This window comes from Calyptranema fuscum S582, assembly GCF_055793305.1.
The window spans coordinates 13,469-27,251 of record NZ_JBSLYH010000053.1 but is presented as its reverse complement, the minus strand read 5'-3'; the positions used below and the strand labels follow the sequence as shown (position 1 = coordinate 27,251).

14 protein-coding genes and 2 pseudogenes are annotated in these 13,783 nt (G+C 49.9%); 12 read left to right on the top strand and 4 right to left on the bottom strand.

The genetic code is table 11. From position 1 onward, the window contains the following. Nucleotides 1-20: 20 nt before the first annotated feature. Together ACR6Z4_RS26575 and ACR6Z4_RS26570 are read left to right on the top strand one after the other, a co-directional pair. A complete protein-coding gene (locus ACR6Z4_RS26575; RefSeq protein ID WP_479720364.1) occupies nucleotides 21-641 on the top strand; it encodes a LysE family translocator in 621 nt (206 codons plus the stop codon). Nucleotides 642-653: 12 nt separating this feature from the next. After that, nucleotides 654-1,865, top strand: coding sequence for a murein hydrolase activator EnvC family protein (locus ACR6Z4_RS26570; protein ID WP_479720363.1), 1,212 nt, complete (start codon nucleotides 654-656; stop codon nucleotides 1,863-1,865). 74 nt (nucleotides 1,866-1,939) lie between these two features. Here ACR6Z4_RS26570 and ACR6Z4_RS26565 read toward each other — a convergent pair whose 3' ends face one another. Next, on the bottom strand, nucleotides 1,940-2,125 hold the full coding sequence (locus tag ACR6Z4_RS26565; RefSeq protein WP_479720362.1) for a hypothetical protein: 186 nt from the start codon (nucleotides 2,123-2,125) through the stop codon (nucleotides 1,940-1,942). 216 nt (nucleotides 2,126-2,341) lie between these two features. Here ACR6Z4_RS26565 and ACR6Z4_RS26560 point away from each other — a divergent pair, with 216 nt between their 5' ends. Beyond that, nucleotides 2,342-2,521: a DUF4278 domain-containing protein gene (locus ACR6Z4_RS26560; protein WP_479720361.1), complete on the top strand. Its 180-nt coding sequence runs from the start codon at nucleotides 2,342-2,344 to the stop codon at nucleotides 2,519-2,521. A 315-nt stretch (nucleotides 2,522-2,836) separates the two neighbouring features. Here ACR6Z4_RS26560 and ACR6Z4_RS26555 read toward each other — a convergent pair whose 3' ends face one another. Then, nucleotides 2,837-4,876, bottom strand: coding sequence for a DNA polymerase III subunit gamma/tau (locus tag ACR6Z4_RS26555; protein ID WP_479720360.1), 2,040 nt, complete (start codon nucleotides 4,874-4,876; stop codon nucleotides 2,837-2,839). 380 nt (nucleotides 4,877-5,256) lie between these two features. Here ACR6Z4_RS26555 and ACR6Z4_RS26550 point away from each other — a divergent pair, with 380 nt between their 5' ends. From ACR6Z4_RS26550 to ACR6Z4_RS26540, 3 genes and pseudogenes are all read left to right on the top strand, one after another. Next, nucleotides 5,257-6,486 (top strand): M20 metallopeptidase family protein, encoded by a 1,230-nt coding sequence (locus tag ACR6Z4_RS26550; RefSeq protein ID WP_479720359.1) that lies wholly within the window; start codon nucleotides 5,257-5,259, stop codon nucleotides 6,484-6,486. Continuing rightward, nucleotides 6,464-7,072: a DUF3318 domain-containing protein gene (locus ACR6Z4_RS26545; RefSeq protein WP_479720358.1), complete on the top strand. Its 609-nt coding sequence runs from the start codon at nucleotides 6,464-6,466 to the stop codon at nucleotides 7,070-7,072. The genes ACR6Z4_RS26550 and ACR6Z4_RS26545 overlap by 23 nt, the downstream gene beginning before the upstream one ends. 180 nt (nucleotides 7,073-7,252) lie before the next feature. Continuing rightward, nucleotides 7,253-7,435: pseudogene (locus ACR6Z4_RS26540) on the top strand (response regulator transcription factor); the annotation flags it as partial. Nucleotides 7,436-7,507: 72 nt separating this feature from the next. Here the strand turns inward: ACR6Z4_RS26540 and ACR6Z4_RS26535 are convergent. Further along, nucleotides 7,508-7,969 (bottom strand): hypothetical protein, encoded by a 462-nt coding sequence (locus ACR6Z4_RS26535; protein ID WP_479720357.1) that lies wholly within the window; start codon nucleotides 7,967-7,969, stop codon nucleotides 7,508-7,510. A gap of 199 nt (nucleotides 7,970-8,168) precedes the next feature. Continuing rightward, complete coding sequence (locus tag ACR6Z4_RS26530; RefSeq protein ID WP_479720356.1) at nucleotides 8,169-9,329, bottom strand: hypothetical protein; 1,161 nt, start codon at nucleotides 9,327-9,329, stop codon at nucleotides 8,169-8,171. Nucleotides 9,330-9,782: 453 nt separating this feature from the next. Between ACR6Z4_RS26530 and ACR6Z4_RS26525 the strand changes: the two are divergent. From ACR6Z4_RS26525 to ruvA, 6 genes and pseudogenes are all read left to right on the top strand, one after another. Then, a pseudogene (locus ACR6Z4_RS26525) lies at nucleotides 9,783-9,911 on the top strand (NADH-quinone oxidoreductase subunit NuoH); the annotation flags it as partial. A gap of 122 nt (nucleotides 9,912-10,033) precedes the next feature. Then, nucleotides 10,034-10,624 carry an NAD(P)H-quinone oxidoreductase subunit I gene (gene ndhI / locus ACR6Z4_RS26520; RefSeq protein ID WP_479720355.1) on the top strand — a complete coding sequence of 197 codons (591 nt, stop codon included), beginning with the start codon at nucleotides 10,034-10,036 and terminating at the stop codon, nucleotides 10,622-10,624. Between the two features lie 132 nt (nucleotides 10,625-10,756). Then, nucleotides 10,757-11,350, top strand: a complete 594-nt coding sequence (locus ACR6Z4_RS26515; RefSeq protein WP_479720354.1) for an NADH-quinone oxidoreductase subunit J — start codon at nucleotides 10,757-10,759, stop codon at nucleotides 11,348-11,350. Nucleotides 11,351-11,470: 120 nt separating this feature from the next. Then, nucleotides 11,471-11,776, top strand: coding sequence for an NADH-quinone oxidoreductase subunit NuoK (gene nuoK, locus ACR6Z4_RS26510; RefSeq protein WP_479720353.1), 306 nt, complete (start codon nucleotides 11,471-11,473; stop codon nucleotides 11,774-11,776). 161 nt (nucleotides 11,777-11,937) lie between these two features. Then, on the top strand, nucleotides 11,938-12,855 hold the full coding sequence (locus tag ACR6Z4_RS26505; protein ID WP_479720352.1) for an NAD(+) kinase: 918 nt from the start codon (nucleotides 11,938-11,940) through the stop codon (nucleotides 12,853-12,855). Between the two features lie 268 nt (nucleotides 12,856-13,123). After that, nucleotides 13,124-13,750 (top strand): Holliday junction branch migration protein RuvA, encoded by a 627-nt coding sequence (gene ruvA / locus ACR6Z4_RS26500; protein ID WP_479720351.1) that lies wholly within the window; start codon nucleotides 13,124-13,126, stop codon nucleotides 13,748-13,750. Nucleotides 13,751-13,783: the final 33 nt, after the last annotated feature.

Genomic DNA, 13,783 nt, shown 5'->3' with positions numbered 1-13,783 from the left:
ATAAATCGGTTTGAACAACGATGGATATTTCTTTTTTCTTCCGGGGCTTGATTATTGGCTTTTCGATTGCTGCGCCTGTGGGTCCAATTGGCATTCTTTGTATTCGTCGTACCTTAGTCGAGGGCAGACTCTTTGGATTGCTCTCTGGGCTTGGTGCTGCTACTGCCGATGCCACCTATGGCGCGATCGCCGGGTTTGGATTAACCTTCATTTCTGCTATTCTGATGGGTCAAGCATTCTGGTTTCGCCTGCTCGGTGGTGCATTTCTCTGTCATTTGGGCGTTAAAACCTTACTGTCTCAGCCCGCGACAGAACCCGCTTCAGCCAAACGACTGGGGCTTTGGGGTGCCTATGTGTCTACTGTGTTTCTAACACTCACCAATCCCGCCACTATTCTTTCCTTTGCTGCTGTTTTCGCGGGTTTGGGGCTGGCAAATACTGGAGGCGACTATGGGGCTGCAACTATTTTGGTGTTAGGGGTGTTCACCGGATCAGCCGGGTGGTGGCTGTTTCTCAGTAGTGGAGTCAGTGCATTGCGATCGCGATTTGACCCGCGTGGTTTAAGATGGCTCAACAGAGTGTCAGGCTTAATTCTCCTAATCTTTGGCATAATTGCGCTTAGCCCAAAATCATGGGGCTAAAAATTTTTCGATATGACTAGAGTGTTGACGCGATCGATTGGCTGGACGTTAATTTTGGGGCTGTTGCTGACGCTGCTTGGCTTTCCTTTGTTTACAGGTTGGGGTTGGGCAGCTACATTGCCAGATCTGCGGGGCGCTTCACCCCTGATCGCTCAAACCTCTACCTCGCTGCAAGAGCTACAACGTCAACAACAGCAACTCGAACAACAGCGATCGCAACTCAACCAGCAACAAGAACGCTTAGAAAATCTGCAAAACTCAGCAGAAAGCCAGCTAGAAGGCATTCAAGGTAATATCCAAACCACCAGTGAAAAAATTGCCTACAACGAACAGCAACTGGCGATCGCCAATCAACATTTAAAAGAACTTCAGGCAGATCTGGCAAAAGCAGAAAAAGCGTATCAAGATAGCCAATTTGCGACGGTTGCTCGGCTACGCTTCTTGCAGCGACAAAAAAATAGTGAAGGCTGGGCAGTGCTGCTGCAAAGCGATAATTTAAACGAATTTTTAGATCGACGTCGGCAACTCAAGCTGGTCTATACGGCGGATCGAAAAATCTTGACGCAATTGAAAGCTGCCGCTGATGAACTGGAACGTCGTCGCCGTAATATTGAACAACAGAAAAATGAAATTGCCCTCCTGACGCAACAGCTTCAGGCACAAAAATCGGAATACCAGGCACAGGCACAAACCCAACAGGCTTTGATTAATCGCCTCCAGGCAGATCGCCGCGCCCTGGAAGCCGCTGAAAATCAGTTAGAGCAAGACTCAAACAATCTGACTCAGATCATTCAACAACGGATCGCTGCCCAAGATCGCAATAGCATTGTTGTGCGGGGAACAGGTCAGTTTAGCTATCCCAGTAGCGGTCGGCAAACCAGTGGCTTTGGCTATCGCGTTCATCCGATTCTGGGGTATCGCCGGTTTCATTCAGGTTTAGATTTTGGTGCCAGTCATGGTAGCCCGATCCGCGCGGCAGATTCTGGAACGGTCATTTTCTCCGGATGGTATCGCGGCTATGGCAGAACGGTGATCATTGACCACGGCGGCAATCTCACAACGCTCTATGGTCATGCCAGTGAACTCTATGTGAGTGAAGGTCAGGCGGTACAACGTGGGCAAACGATCGCCGCAGTCGGCTCTACAGGTCTTTCGACTGGACCTCATTTACATTTTGAAGTGCGTGTTAGTGGAACTCCAGTCAACCCACTCAATTACCTTTAAATCAATCTTGTCGATCTCATGGCTGAAATCACAGTCTCGTCGCTGAAATCACAGCTATATAACCCGGATCTGACTTAATCGGCTGAGTCATCCGGTTCAATGGCTTGATGGATATCTTGAATTAACAAATCCAGATAAGACGCTGTTTCAACCTTTTTAGGGGGTTTTCTAACCTGCTCATCGTCAGTCGCTGGCGACCTTCGTTCTGAATGGGCTATCTGCCGAATCTGCTGAACCAATTGGTCAAGGTGGGATTCCATAATCCTTATCCTACGATAGAGGATGCTTCAACAATACGATGAGTGTAGTCAAAACTCTTCACTCTATTGAATCCTCCAGAAGGGGGATCGTGAATCAGTAATAGTGACTAAACTCACAAGATCATCCAGATCAGAAACACTTGATCTGCCTGGAAAGAGAAAGCTTGGGACTTGAAGTCTTAGAACAGGAACTTCACCCCCCAAGGAACGCGAATAATGAACTCCCCATATCATCCAAATTACAACATTTTAGACTCTGCGATCGCCTCTGAAAGCATGATGACAGGTAAGTATCGAGGTGTTAGTAGTTCTATTCCTGTGCCCCAAATTTATGTCCGTCCCCATACTGCGATCGGCTTAAAGTATCGGGGAGTGTCGTATCTCAAACTCTCGTAGCAACCCGAATGGGCGTATATCCATTAAATAGGAAGCTGCAACTTTTTAAGAGGGGGTGACACCCCTCGCAGGGGCAACGTCCTCTTCACCTCCCTTTTAATCCGGTACATCTTATATAGCAACTGTCGAGACGGTTAAATCAGGAGGTTGTGTGAGAACCCTTGTTCTGATTCACTCCTCAATTGCCATATGTACAACGCTTTGCGCCTGGATAGATTATGGTTTTTGAGGGAGAGCCACGCGGAGCGTGGTTCTCCCTCAAAAACGTGTCACGTCATGTTAAGTGGTCGTGCTCTGCGGGCACAAGACATCCGCTTAAAAGGGTACGTCGTCGTCATCCTCAACGTCTTCTACGTCCGCTGCAATCGGATGCGTCGATAAATCTGCTGGTGTTTGCCCAATCACACTATCTTCAGTACTATCCAAATTGACAATTTGACCATTAAACATTTGAGCCAGACTCTTGGCGGCTCTCAACACGTCATCTTCATCTTGCCAGTAAGTTTGCGGATGGGTGGGCTCTCCCGTCTGATCTGCCATGACCGGAGGCGGAGGTGCTGGGCTGGGTGGACTGGATTCTTTGGCGTGGGGTACGACAGGGCGATCGCCATTGCTCGGCGGGATCGGAGGCGCTGTAGGGGATGGGGTTGGAGCGGGGGATCGAGTTTGAGTCGGTTGGGGCGATCGCGGTGGGTCTGGTGCCGGACGTTCATGGGGCTGTGCATCTGGACTCGGTTGCGCTGGAGACTCAGCGATCGCGGCTACTTCTAAACTGATGCGAATTTTTTGGTTAAAGTGTTTTTCGAAGGCAGCTTCGATATTAGGCAAGCGATCTTTCGCCATTTTGAATAGCTTTTCAGACTTTGCCCCAATTTTGGCTTCACGCCCATTAAAGCCAACCAGATGGCATTGTTGTTGCAGCATAATGCGAGTGGAGTAGGGCTGCACCAGTTTTAAAATCGCTTGCCAGAGCTGCTGAGAATCGGGCGATGGCTCTTGCCTATCTGGCTTATCCGTAGGATTACGGACACTCTCTGCAACCTCTGCCATGTCCTCAGGAGGCTGTGGTTCTTTGACGCTGTCTGCTGCTGAGACGCTGTCTGCTGCTGAAGTCGGCGGAACTGGTTCTGCTTGAGGCTGAGGTGGGCGAGTGGGCGTTGTGGATGGGGCAGGGGATGGGCTGATGCTGGGTGACGGTTGCGGTGGCTGGGGATGGGCGATGGGTTGAGTGGTTGGAGCCGAAGTCGGGAAGGTAGCTTGACTGACCGCAGATGGCAGCAGCCCCAACAACGTGACTTCTAGCCACAGGCGAGGTTGGCTGGTATTTTTGACCTGCACTTCACTGCTGCGCAAATGTTGTTGTCCGGCAGTGATCCAGCCAATTGCAACTGTTTGGGAAAAGTCGCAGAGTTTTGTCCAGGTTGGCGGGGTGATGGCAACCAGATCATTGCGATCGGGCGCAGTCTTGGCAATGAGCAAGTCGCGGTAAAAGCTAGCCAGATTTTGCAACACGATCAGAGGTTCTCGCCCTCGATCCATCAAGTTACGTGATTTATCCAGAACAGTGGATGGATTATCCTGGGCGATCGCCAGCAACAGATCCATCAGATCTCGCTCTGGCACTGCCCCTACCAGATCCCAGACTCGCTCGACAGTAATTTCACCATCCAGCAAACTGAGTTGATCGAGCAAACTTTCGGCATCGCGCAATCCCCCTTGAGACATCTGGGCAATCAGCTGGATGGCATCCAGGGTAATGGGGATCGATTCTTTAGTGGCGATCGCACTTAAATGGGTCACCATATCTGCCAGCGGAATTCGGCGAAAATCAAACCGTTGGCAGCGAGAAATAATCGTGGGCAATACCTTTTGCGGATCGGTGGTTGCCAGCACAAAGACGACGCGATCGGGTGGCTCTTCCAGAGTTTTCAGCAACGCATTAAACGCTGCCGTGCTGAGCATATGAACTTCATCAATGACATAGACTTTGTAGCGACATTGAACCGGAGCAAACTGTGCCCGTTCGATTAACTCTCGAATATTATCAACCCCTGTATTGCTGGCAGCATCAATTTCAATAATGTCGAGGGCAGAGCCTTTGGCGATCGATACGCAGACATCACAGACGCCGCAAGGGTTTTCGGTGGGAACGTCACTCTGGATGCAGTTGAGCGACTTGGCAAAAATTCGCGCACTTGATGTTTTTCCAGTGCCCCGTGCCCCCGTAAATAGATAGGCGGGTGCAATCCGTTGCTGGCGTAGTGCATTGGTTAGGGTGGTGGCGATCGCCTGTTGTCCTACCAGTTCAGCAAAGGTCTGGGGTCGATATTTGTGATGGAGCGGTTCGTAAGTCACAGAGGCGAACAGCCAAACGAATGAGCGATCAGAGTCTAACTCTATTGTGACGCACTCGCTTCATTCGGTCGTAGTTCATCAATAGCAATTCTCAAGCGCGTGACATACAGGCTGTTGTGAGAGAGCCGCGCGGAGCGCGGCTCTCTCACAACAGCCGTAATCCTTCATTCTGTTGGGCTGGCAGAACACGCGATCGGGACAAATTTTCCGAAAGACTTAAGCTTTTTCGTCCGGTCGCATTTCCGTACATTATGAAAGCTTTAAGAGCTTATCCGTATTTTTATGGAAGGGTTTTAATCCATCGATTACCTTAGAAGAAAGGGTGCCCATACGTTACATAACAACGGTTCCGAAGTTTTTTAGCAAGTAAATTTTAAGATATGGTTTCTACCTCCCTGACTCCCCTGTCTGCCAAAGCATCCCGTATCCGACCCGAGATCCAATCCCTTCAGCCTCAATTGGTGACATGGCGGCGAGGGCTACACCAAAAGCCTGAACTTGGGTTTCAAGAAAAATTAACAGCCGCATTTATTTCTCAAAAGCTACGGGAGTGGGGCATTGAACACCGAACAGAGGTTGCTCAAACGGGAATTGTTGCGGTAATTCCGGGCAAACAACCTGGGGCAACATTGGCAATTCGAGCCGATATGGATGCGCTGCCGATTCAGGAAATCAACGAGGTCGCCTATCGCTCGCAACATGAAGGGGTGATGCATGCCTGTGGTCATGATGGGCATGTGGCGATCGCCCTGGGCACGGCATACTATCTGTCGCAACATCGGGATCATTTTAGAGGGACGGTCAAAATCATTTTTCAACCGGCTGAAGAGGGGCCGGGGGGTGCCCAGCCGATGATTGCTGCCGGTGCCTTACAAAACCCGACGGTGGACGCGATCATCGGGCTGCATCTGTGGAATAACCTGCCCCTGGGTACGGTGGGTGTGCGCACCGGGGCGATGATGGCAGCGGTTGAGCTATTTGACTGTGTGATTCAAGGGAAAGGGGGACATGGAGCCATTCCCCATCAAACTGTAGACTCGATTGTGGTTGCGGCGCAGGTGGTCAATGCGTTGCAAACGATTGTGGCGCGCAATGTCGATCCGCTCAAAGCTGGCGTGGTGACAGTAGGCAAATTTCATGCCGGGGCAGCCCGCAATGTGATTGCCGATACGGCTCAAATCAGTGGCACAGTGCGCTATTTTGACCCTGCCCTGACTCATTTTTTTGGAGAACGGATCGAGCAAATTGTGGCGGGGATCTGTCAGGCGCATGGGGCGAGCTATGAGTTTGACTATCGCAAGCTTTATCCACCCGTCGTGAATGATGCGGCGATCGCCGACTTGGTGCGATCGGCTGCCGAATCGGTGGTTGAAACTCCTGCCGGAGTGGTGCCGGAATGTCAGACAATGGGAGGAGAAGATATGTCCTTCTTTTTGCAAGAGGTGCCCGGATGTTATTTCTTTCTGGGGTCTGCCAGTCTTGATAAAGGACTGACCTATCCGCATCATCATCCCCGCTTTGATTTTGACGAAACGACGTTAGCGGTGGGGGTTGAAATTTTTGTTCGGTGTGTCGAGAACTACTGTAATGAATCCCGCGCCAGAAATTAGCCACTTGCTTGATTTAATGCCTGCGTCTGGGCGGATGTATTGTCGTGTGGTGGAATGCCCGACCCAGTCAGCGGTAATAGAGGCTAAGCTACCCTTGCCCTGGCAGGGGAACCGACCGATCGCGATTAATTTTGAATTGTGGAGTCGGCTTTCTAGAGGTCAGCGAGATCTATTATTTTTACGCACGGTTTGCTGGCTGACCCAGGTGACATGGTTGCGGCTCGATCTTTATTCCGGTATGGCTGCGGTGGGTTTGATCGGAACGGTGGTAGAGCTGGTGCAGTCTGATGCCGTTGGTGCCATTGTTGCTGGCGGCTTAACGGCGTTGGCAGGCAGCCAAATCTGGCGATCGCACCGTAGCACCCAACGAGAGTTAGAGGCAGATGAAGCGGCAATTGAGGTATCTCAGCGACGGGGCTATAACCCGACCGATGCTGCGCGATCGTTACTAGAAGCGATCGAAGCAGTCGCCCAGATGGAACAGCGGTCGGCATTGGATTTAGTAGAACTACTGCGGTGTCAAAATTTGAAAGCGATCGCCGGTTTGTCTACCGTTGCGATTCCGGACACGCTGCGTAACCGTTAAGGATTAAGCGTGATTATCTTTGGGATTGCCTGCTTGCCGATCTCGCTGCTGCCCAAGGGCTGGGCTGACCATGACGCTAAAATCTTTGCAAATTTTGCTTGTTAAAGACGATGAGTTGTTTCGTCTGGGGTTGGTGACCCGGTTGCACCGGGAAGCATTTTAGTATTGACATCCCATTCTCAAAAACCAGAAATTCTTGCCCTGATTGCCAGCGGTCAATCTAACCAGGAAATTGCCGAAACGCTCTATATTGCCCCCGGTACCGTCAGAGTTCATGTCCACGCAATTTTGCAAAAGCTAGAGGTTCGCGATCGCAATCAAGCGGTGGCGATCGCAATTGAACAGGGATGGGTCACCGCCTGAAGAGGTTGGCACATCAGTTCAGGGGATGTGTTGATCAAGAGGCGCGGAGCGCCTCTTGATCAACACATCCATCTAATCTGCTTTCACCTTGAGCGAATAGGTTTTACAGCGGCTGCCACGATAGGTGACATAGGTCTCTACCCGTTCCTCCGGAGTTGTAGGACTGTCGGTGCTATCGGTGTGATGGTGATATTTCGTGCCTCGATAAATCAATTCTGGCTCTTCTCCGGCGATCACCAGGGTGTTTTGTGACGCGACATCGAGAATAGCGATCGCTGCCTTGGGTTCTACTGTTTTTGCCGCCGTAGTTTTTGCTGCTGTGATGGTTGTCTCTACCGAAGCTTTTGAGGATGCAGATTGCTTTGGATTGGGTTGCAGAGCTGCTGCTAGAGGGACGGGTGGTTTGAGAAAAAACACCAATAGCAGCAACAGGACTAATGCAATGAGCCAGGGGACAAAAACAAACCCCGCAAGCACAACACCTGCGATCGCTGTAACCAGTGAAGCGATGAGCAACAGAGCGACCAGATCCATGTATGCCACCCCCTTTTTTAAGGAGTATATTCAGCGTATCGGATCATACACCTTGCGCCGGGATCAAGATCGCTATTATTGCTACCAATGCTTTACTACTAGGCTGAATTAAAAGTTTTATAACGGGGTGCAGGGGTGGAACCCCTGCGTGGGGGCGCAGCCCACACACCCCATGTTGTAAAATTTAGTGTTTGCAACACTACCTTGCCTCAATCTGATTCCATTCCTGAATAATCCGTTGCAAATCCGCAGGCAGATCTGATTGAATCATATCGGCATAGGCGGTGAAACCGCCCGGACTGATCAGCGTCACCGTAAAGAAATCGGCAGATCCGGCAGCGGGTTGGTAAGCCACTCCATTGAAATTACGAAACTGGTGCTGGTCTAAAACGTTGGTAAACGCTTGCACTTGTTCTGGCGATAGCCGTCGTAGCACTTGTACATCAGCGGTGCCATCGGCATCGGCAGGCAAATATTCAACCGTGCCGTTATCTAAAAGCCGAACGGCAGAGATGCGCCCAGCAAATCCGCCACTGGTAATTGCCCAAAACAGGACGTTTTCGGGCAGGGTTAAGCCAGTGGTGCGGTGCAAATCTGGGTTGATAACGGATGTCGTTAAGCTGGCGATCGCATTAAACCGAATGTCGGAACCGTCACCATTGATGTGGTAAACCCAACTGCGATCGCCATCGCTAACTACCGCTTGCCAACCTAAAATACCAATCGCCGTACACATGACATTAGGCTGATAAATCCCTAAACAGCCATCCCAGAGTTTTGGAATTGCATGGCTGACGGTCAGGTCTGCTGCCGATACATCCCGATCTTGGGCAGCAAATTGAATTAAGCGATCGCTGACGGAGGGAGGCAGATTATTGTCTTGTTCAGCAAATCGGATTATGTTTCCCGTCAAATCTGTGCGATAAAAATAGCTTTGATTCTCACGTCCGGCGGGCACCACTTCGAGTTGCCAACCTTCGACCGTCTCTGCTAGACAACTTTCAGCGGCGGTTCCCAATCCCAAGCAACTATCCGACCAGGTTTCGCGGCTATGACGCAAGATGCTGAGATCCTCTTTTGGGATATCCATGCGTCCTGAATAGTCATCCAATACCCGATCAACCAGCGTTTGAGGCACCGTTTCTGGTGCTGCACTCGGCGTAGAGATAGGTGTTGGTGCAGGCGTTGGGGTATTAGAACTTTGGGAAGGGGTCATGCAGGCGATCGCAACGGATTGCAATCCGCATCCCATTGCTACTACCACTAGCAGAGATAACAATGAAACTCGTTGTCCAAAGATCCGCTGTGGAGGATTAATGTTTCCCGCTTTTTGGTGAGAACTATCAATCTTACTCATCATGTTTTGGAGCCGTTTTAAGGAGATAGGAGAAGAATAGCCAAACATAGGAAATCCAGATAGCACTCTATTTAGAGTAACTGGGGCAGTTGGGCTGACTAGCTGTCGTTACAAAATCGGAGACAGCGTTGTTATGGTGCTTTGCGCTCGGATAGAACCGATTATGTTTTGAAAGCCATGCAGAGCATGGCTTTCAAAACATAATCGGGATTTCACTCGATAACCCATTGCGATAGACCAGGTTTCAAGCAGGCTTTGTTGAGCGATCGCGATCGCCCAGAGATTAATCGCGTTATGGCGGGTGATAGCGCATCAGATCTTTGAATGGTCTGGTTAATATTTTCTAATCCAAATAATAGGAATCTCTCTATCCAACTGCTCAAACCTACGGATTCAAAAGCATTTGGCGAATTGGATAAAGTCACGATCATCAGGGTTAGGCAAACGAATCTATCGACGGTAGCCAGAGTCCGTATTGATCAACTGCTAAACTTAGGTTGGCAATTCTTACTGCCTGTTGCGCGAGTCAATCTTTGGTTGACGGTTGGTCTCAAACTTGCATTTCCTTTTGCTTTCGGTGGCTAACCTCCGGTCAGTCCTTTGTTTTGTATCGTCCGCTTTGTGACACCAATCTTGCCAGATTGGATTCAGAATGAAGGGGTGTCAAACTCAACGCTCAAACCTTAAACCTGCAACTGCGATCGCTTATGTTGAAATTCCTCAAGCAAGTTAGCGACTATACAAAAGAAACCGTTCAGGCTGCTAAGTATATCGGTCAGGGTTTGGCGGTAACCTTCGACCATATGCAGCGACGCCCGATAACCGTCCAATATCCCTACGAAAAGCTGATTCCTTCAGAACGCTTTAGAGGACGGATTCATTTTGAGTTTGATAAATGTATCGCCTGCGAAGTCTGTGTGCGGGTCTGCCCGATCAACCTGCCTGTGGTCGATTGGGAATTTAACAAAGAAACGAAAAAGAAAAAGCTTAACCACTACAGCATCGATTTTGGGGTTTGCATTTTCTGCGGCAACTGTGTGGAATACTGCCCCACGAATTGCCTCTCGATGACAGAGGAATATGAGCTATCGACCTACGATCGCCATGAGTTGAACTATGACAACGTGGCACTTGGGCGATTGCCCTATAAAGTGACCGAGGATCCGATGGTACAACCCCTGCGCGAATTGGGTTACTTACCCCAAGGCGTGCTTGATCCTCATGATTTACCACCCGGTTCTCGTCGGGCTGGTAAGATGCCAGAGGAGATTTTAGAAGAAGCAGAAACCCAGGCATAATGGGTAAACGATCGCCCTTGCGTCCTTTCTTCGCAGAATCCTTTCTTCGTGGAATAGGGTTCGAGTCAAGGGATGGCTGACCACCGTTCAATGAAGTGCCTGCAAGATAACTCTGATGGAGATTGAAAAATCGTGAATCTAGCGGATGGGGTTCAAATCGTTTCATTCGTTATTCTAGCCACCATGATGCTGGGTGCTGCACTCGGTGTTGTATTGCTGGATAATATTGTCTACTCAGCGTTTTTGCTGGGTTTGGTATTCATTGCCATTTCGGGTTTATATGTGTTGCTCAACGCTGGCTTTGTCGCAGCAGCACAAATTTTGATTTATGTTGGTGCAGTCAACGTGCTGATCTTATTTGGGATCATGCTCGTCAATAAGCGCCAAACGTTTTCCCCTGTCAAAAACTCCTGGTTGGGAAAAGCCGCAACCGGACTGGTGTGTGTGGGGTTGTTTGCCCTGCTAGGAACTATGGTGTTAGCCACACCCTGGGCACTCTCTTCTGCTGTGGCACCGGGTGATAGTGCCACGGTTGTGATTGGTCTACACTTCTTCAGTGACTTTTTGCTACCGTTTGAATTGGCATCGGTGCTGTTGCTGATGGCGTTAATTGGGGCGATCGTCCTGGCGCGTCGGGAATATTACACCGAGGAAGTGGCTGGCGATCGCGAAAGTACCCTAACCCTGCCTGAGCGTCCGCGTGAGCTAACCAGTACCAAGCGTTGATAGCTAATAGCTGATAGCTGATAGCTGATAGCCAATAGCTGATAGCTGATAGCTGGTAACTGATAGCTAGTAGCTGATAGCCAATAGCTGATAACCCCTGACCCCTGACTCTTGATATCTATGCAACTGCAATATTTTTTACTGTTAGCAGCCGCACTGTTTTGTATCGGCATTTATGGACTGGTGACGAGCCGTAATGCGATTCGCGTGTTGATGTCGATCGAGTTATTACTCAACTCGGTCAATATCAATCTCATGGCGTTTTCCAACTTCCTTGATTCTGAAACGATTAAGGGACAGGTTTTTGCCGTGTTTGTCATTACCATTGCTGCGGCTGAAGCTGCCGTTGGGTTGGCAATTGTGCTGTCGATCTACCGCAACCGGGGCACGGTTGATATGGAGCAGTTCAACCTGCTGAAGTGGTAGTCTATCCGTCGCAACTTTTGGTAATTGCTAATCTGAGAGGAAGTAGGGCGATCGCCCTGCTTCCTCTCAAGCATGGTGGATTATTGGTTATCTATGACCGAACTTGATAGGCGATTCTGTTAGACGCTTTATGATTGATTCAAGTTTGGCGATGGGTACTTGTGGAATTAAAGCAGGTCATTATCATTCACAAAGCCGGTGATGTTCTCAGTCACCGTTGGGCAGATCAGTGTGCCCGTCAATTAGAAGCGCGTAATTGTCGAGTGTTAGTGGGGCCCAGTGGTCCTAAAGACAATCCCTATCCCGTTTTTCTTGCCTCTGTCAGTCACCCCATTGACCTGGCACTGGTGCTGGGTGGAGATGGGACTGCCCTGGCTGCTGCTCGACATCTTGCCCCAGAAGGGATCCCGATTCTGGCGGTGAATGTGGGCGGTCATTTGGGATTTTTGACGGAACCGGCTGACGTGTTAAAAGAGCCTGAGTCAGTTTGGGAACGGTTGATCGGCGATCGCTTTGCTGTGCAACGCCGGATGATGCTGCAAGCTACCACGTTTGAAGGTAACCATGGTCGCGAACCGATGAGCGATCGCTATCTGGCACTCAATGAAATATGTGTCAAACCTGCTTCTGCCGATCGGATGATTACGTCCATTCTAGAAATGGAGATTGATGGCGAAGTCGTAGATCAGTATCAGGGCGATGGTTTGATTGTGGCAACTCCTACGGGTTCGACCTGCTATACCGTGGCTGCCAATGGTCCGATTTTGCATCCTGGGATGGATGCGATCGCCGTTACCCCTATCTGTCCCCTCAGTCTTTCCAGTCGCCCGATCGTGTTGCCACCGGGGTCGGTCGTCAGCATTTGGCCCCTGGTCGATCGAGACTTGACGACAAAATTGTGGACGGATGGTGTTTTGGGTACCTCCATTTGGCCTGGACAACGGGTGGATATTCGCATGGCAGACTGTTATGCCAATTTCATTGTCTTGCGCGAAAATTATTCCTACTATCAAACCTTGCGTGAAAAGCTCCAGTGGGCGGGGGCAAATATCCGCTATAGCAACAATCATCGCAATTAGGTTTGGGCGATTTCTAGAAAAGGTCATCCCAGCAAATTGTAGGGGCGAAGCATTCGAACCATGATTTTTGCCATTTGCCAAAGACTATTTAACGAATGCTTCGCCTTTACAGGGGTAACTGAGTCCCTTTAGACCCAGATCAAATCCAGTTTTATAGGAGCGCGGCAGAGCCGCGCTCCTATAAAACTGGAAATTGATTAACGTTTCACAGGGCACTTAATCGTTCACAGACAGTAGAGAATAAGAACAGTTGTTCGTATGATTTCCCATGATCAGCTATCTTCGAGGCAAAGTGGTTGGCATCCAAAAGCTCACCAGCAGTAAAGTGATTTTGGTTTTAGAGGTCAATCAGATAGGCTATGAGGTGCAGATCCCAGCCCGGTTAGCCGGGGAATTGTCGGATCTGGGAGACATGGCTCAAATTTGGACGGAGTTTCAAATTAAGGACGATCGCATGGTGTTGTTTGGCTTTGCCTCAATGGCAGAGCGCGATCTGTTTCGCCAGTTAGTCAGCGTCAGCGGGGTCGGACCCCAACTGGCATTGGCGTTGATCGATAGTCTGGGGTTGTCAGATCTGGTGCAGGCGATCGTCTCTAGCAATACCCGGTTGCTGTCGCGAACACCGGGAGTGGGAGCGAAAACTGCCGAACGAGTCGCATTGGAACTGAAGACCAAATTGGCAGAATGGCGATTGCAGTCGGGTTTAAGTACGGTACCCAATGCATCTCCGATCGGGACGGTGCAAGAAGATGTCGAGATCACGTTGCTGGCGTTGGGGTATAGCAGCAGCGAAATCTTACAAGCATTGCAGGCCGTCGGAATGGAAAAAGCACTGGCAAAAAATGCTGATGCAGAAGTCTGGATTCGAGAATCGATCGCCTGGTTAAGTCGATAGAGCGATCGCCTATGATAAGGTTGCAATTCCTTT

What these genes read in the sequence shown, in the direction of transcription:
- ACR6Z4_RS26565 (WP_479720362.1), bottom strand. Translation starts at nt 2,125, where the DNA reads ATGGAATCCCACCTTGACCAATTGGTTCAGCAGATTCGGCAGATAGCC.
- nuoK (WP_479720353.1), top strand. Translation starts at nt 11,471, where the DNA reads ATGCAACTGCAATATTTTTTACTGTTAGCAGCCGCACTGTTTTGTATC.
- ACR6Z4_RS26575 (WP_479720364.1), top strand. Translation starts at nt 21, where the DNA reads ATGGATATTTCTTTTTTCTTCCGGGGCTTGATTATTGGCTTTTCGATT.
- ndhI (WP_479720355.1), top strand. Translation starts at nt 10,034, where the DNA reads ATGTTGAAATTCCTCAAGCAAGTTAGCGACTATACAAAAGAAACCGTT.
- ACR6Z4_RS26545 (WP_479720358.1), top strand. Translation starts at nt 6,464, where the DNA reads ATGAATCCCGCGCCAGAAATTAGCCACTTGCTTGATTTAATGCCTGCG.
- ruvA (WP_479720351.1), top strand. Translation starts at nt 13,124, where the DNA reads ATGATCAGCTATCTTCGAGGCAAAGTGGTTGGCATCCAAAAGCTCACC.
- ACR6Z4_RS26530 (WP_479720356.1), bottom strand. Translation starts at nt 9,329, where the DNA reads ATGATGAGTAAGATTGATAGTTCTCACCAAAAAGCGGGAAACATTAAT.
- ACR6Z4_RS26535 (WP_479720357.1), bottom strand. Translation starts at nt 7,969, where the DNA reads ATGGATCTGGTCGCTCTGTTGCTCATCGCTTCACTGGTTACAGCGATC.
- ACR6Z4_RS26570 (WP_479720363.1), top strand. Translation starts at nt 654, where the DNA reads ATGACTAGAGTGTTGACGCGATCGATTGGCTGGACGTTAATTTTGGGG.
- ACR6Z4_RS26560 (WP_479720361.1), top strand. Translation starts at nt 2,342, where the DNA reads ATGAACTCCCCATATCATCCAAATTACAACATTTTAGACTCTGCGATC.
- ACR6Z4_RS26550 (WP_479720359.1), top strand. Translation starts at nt 5,257, where the DNA reads ATGGTTTCTACCTCCCTGACTCCCCTGTCTGCCAAAGCATCCCGTATC.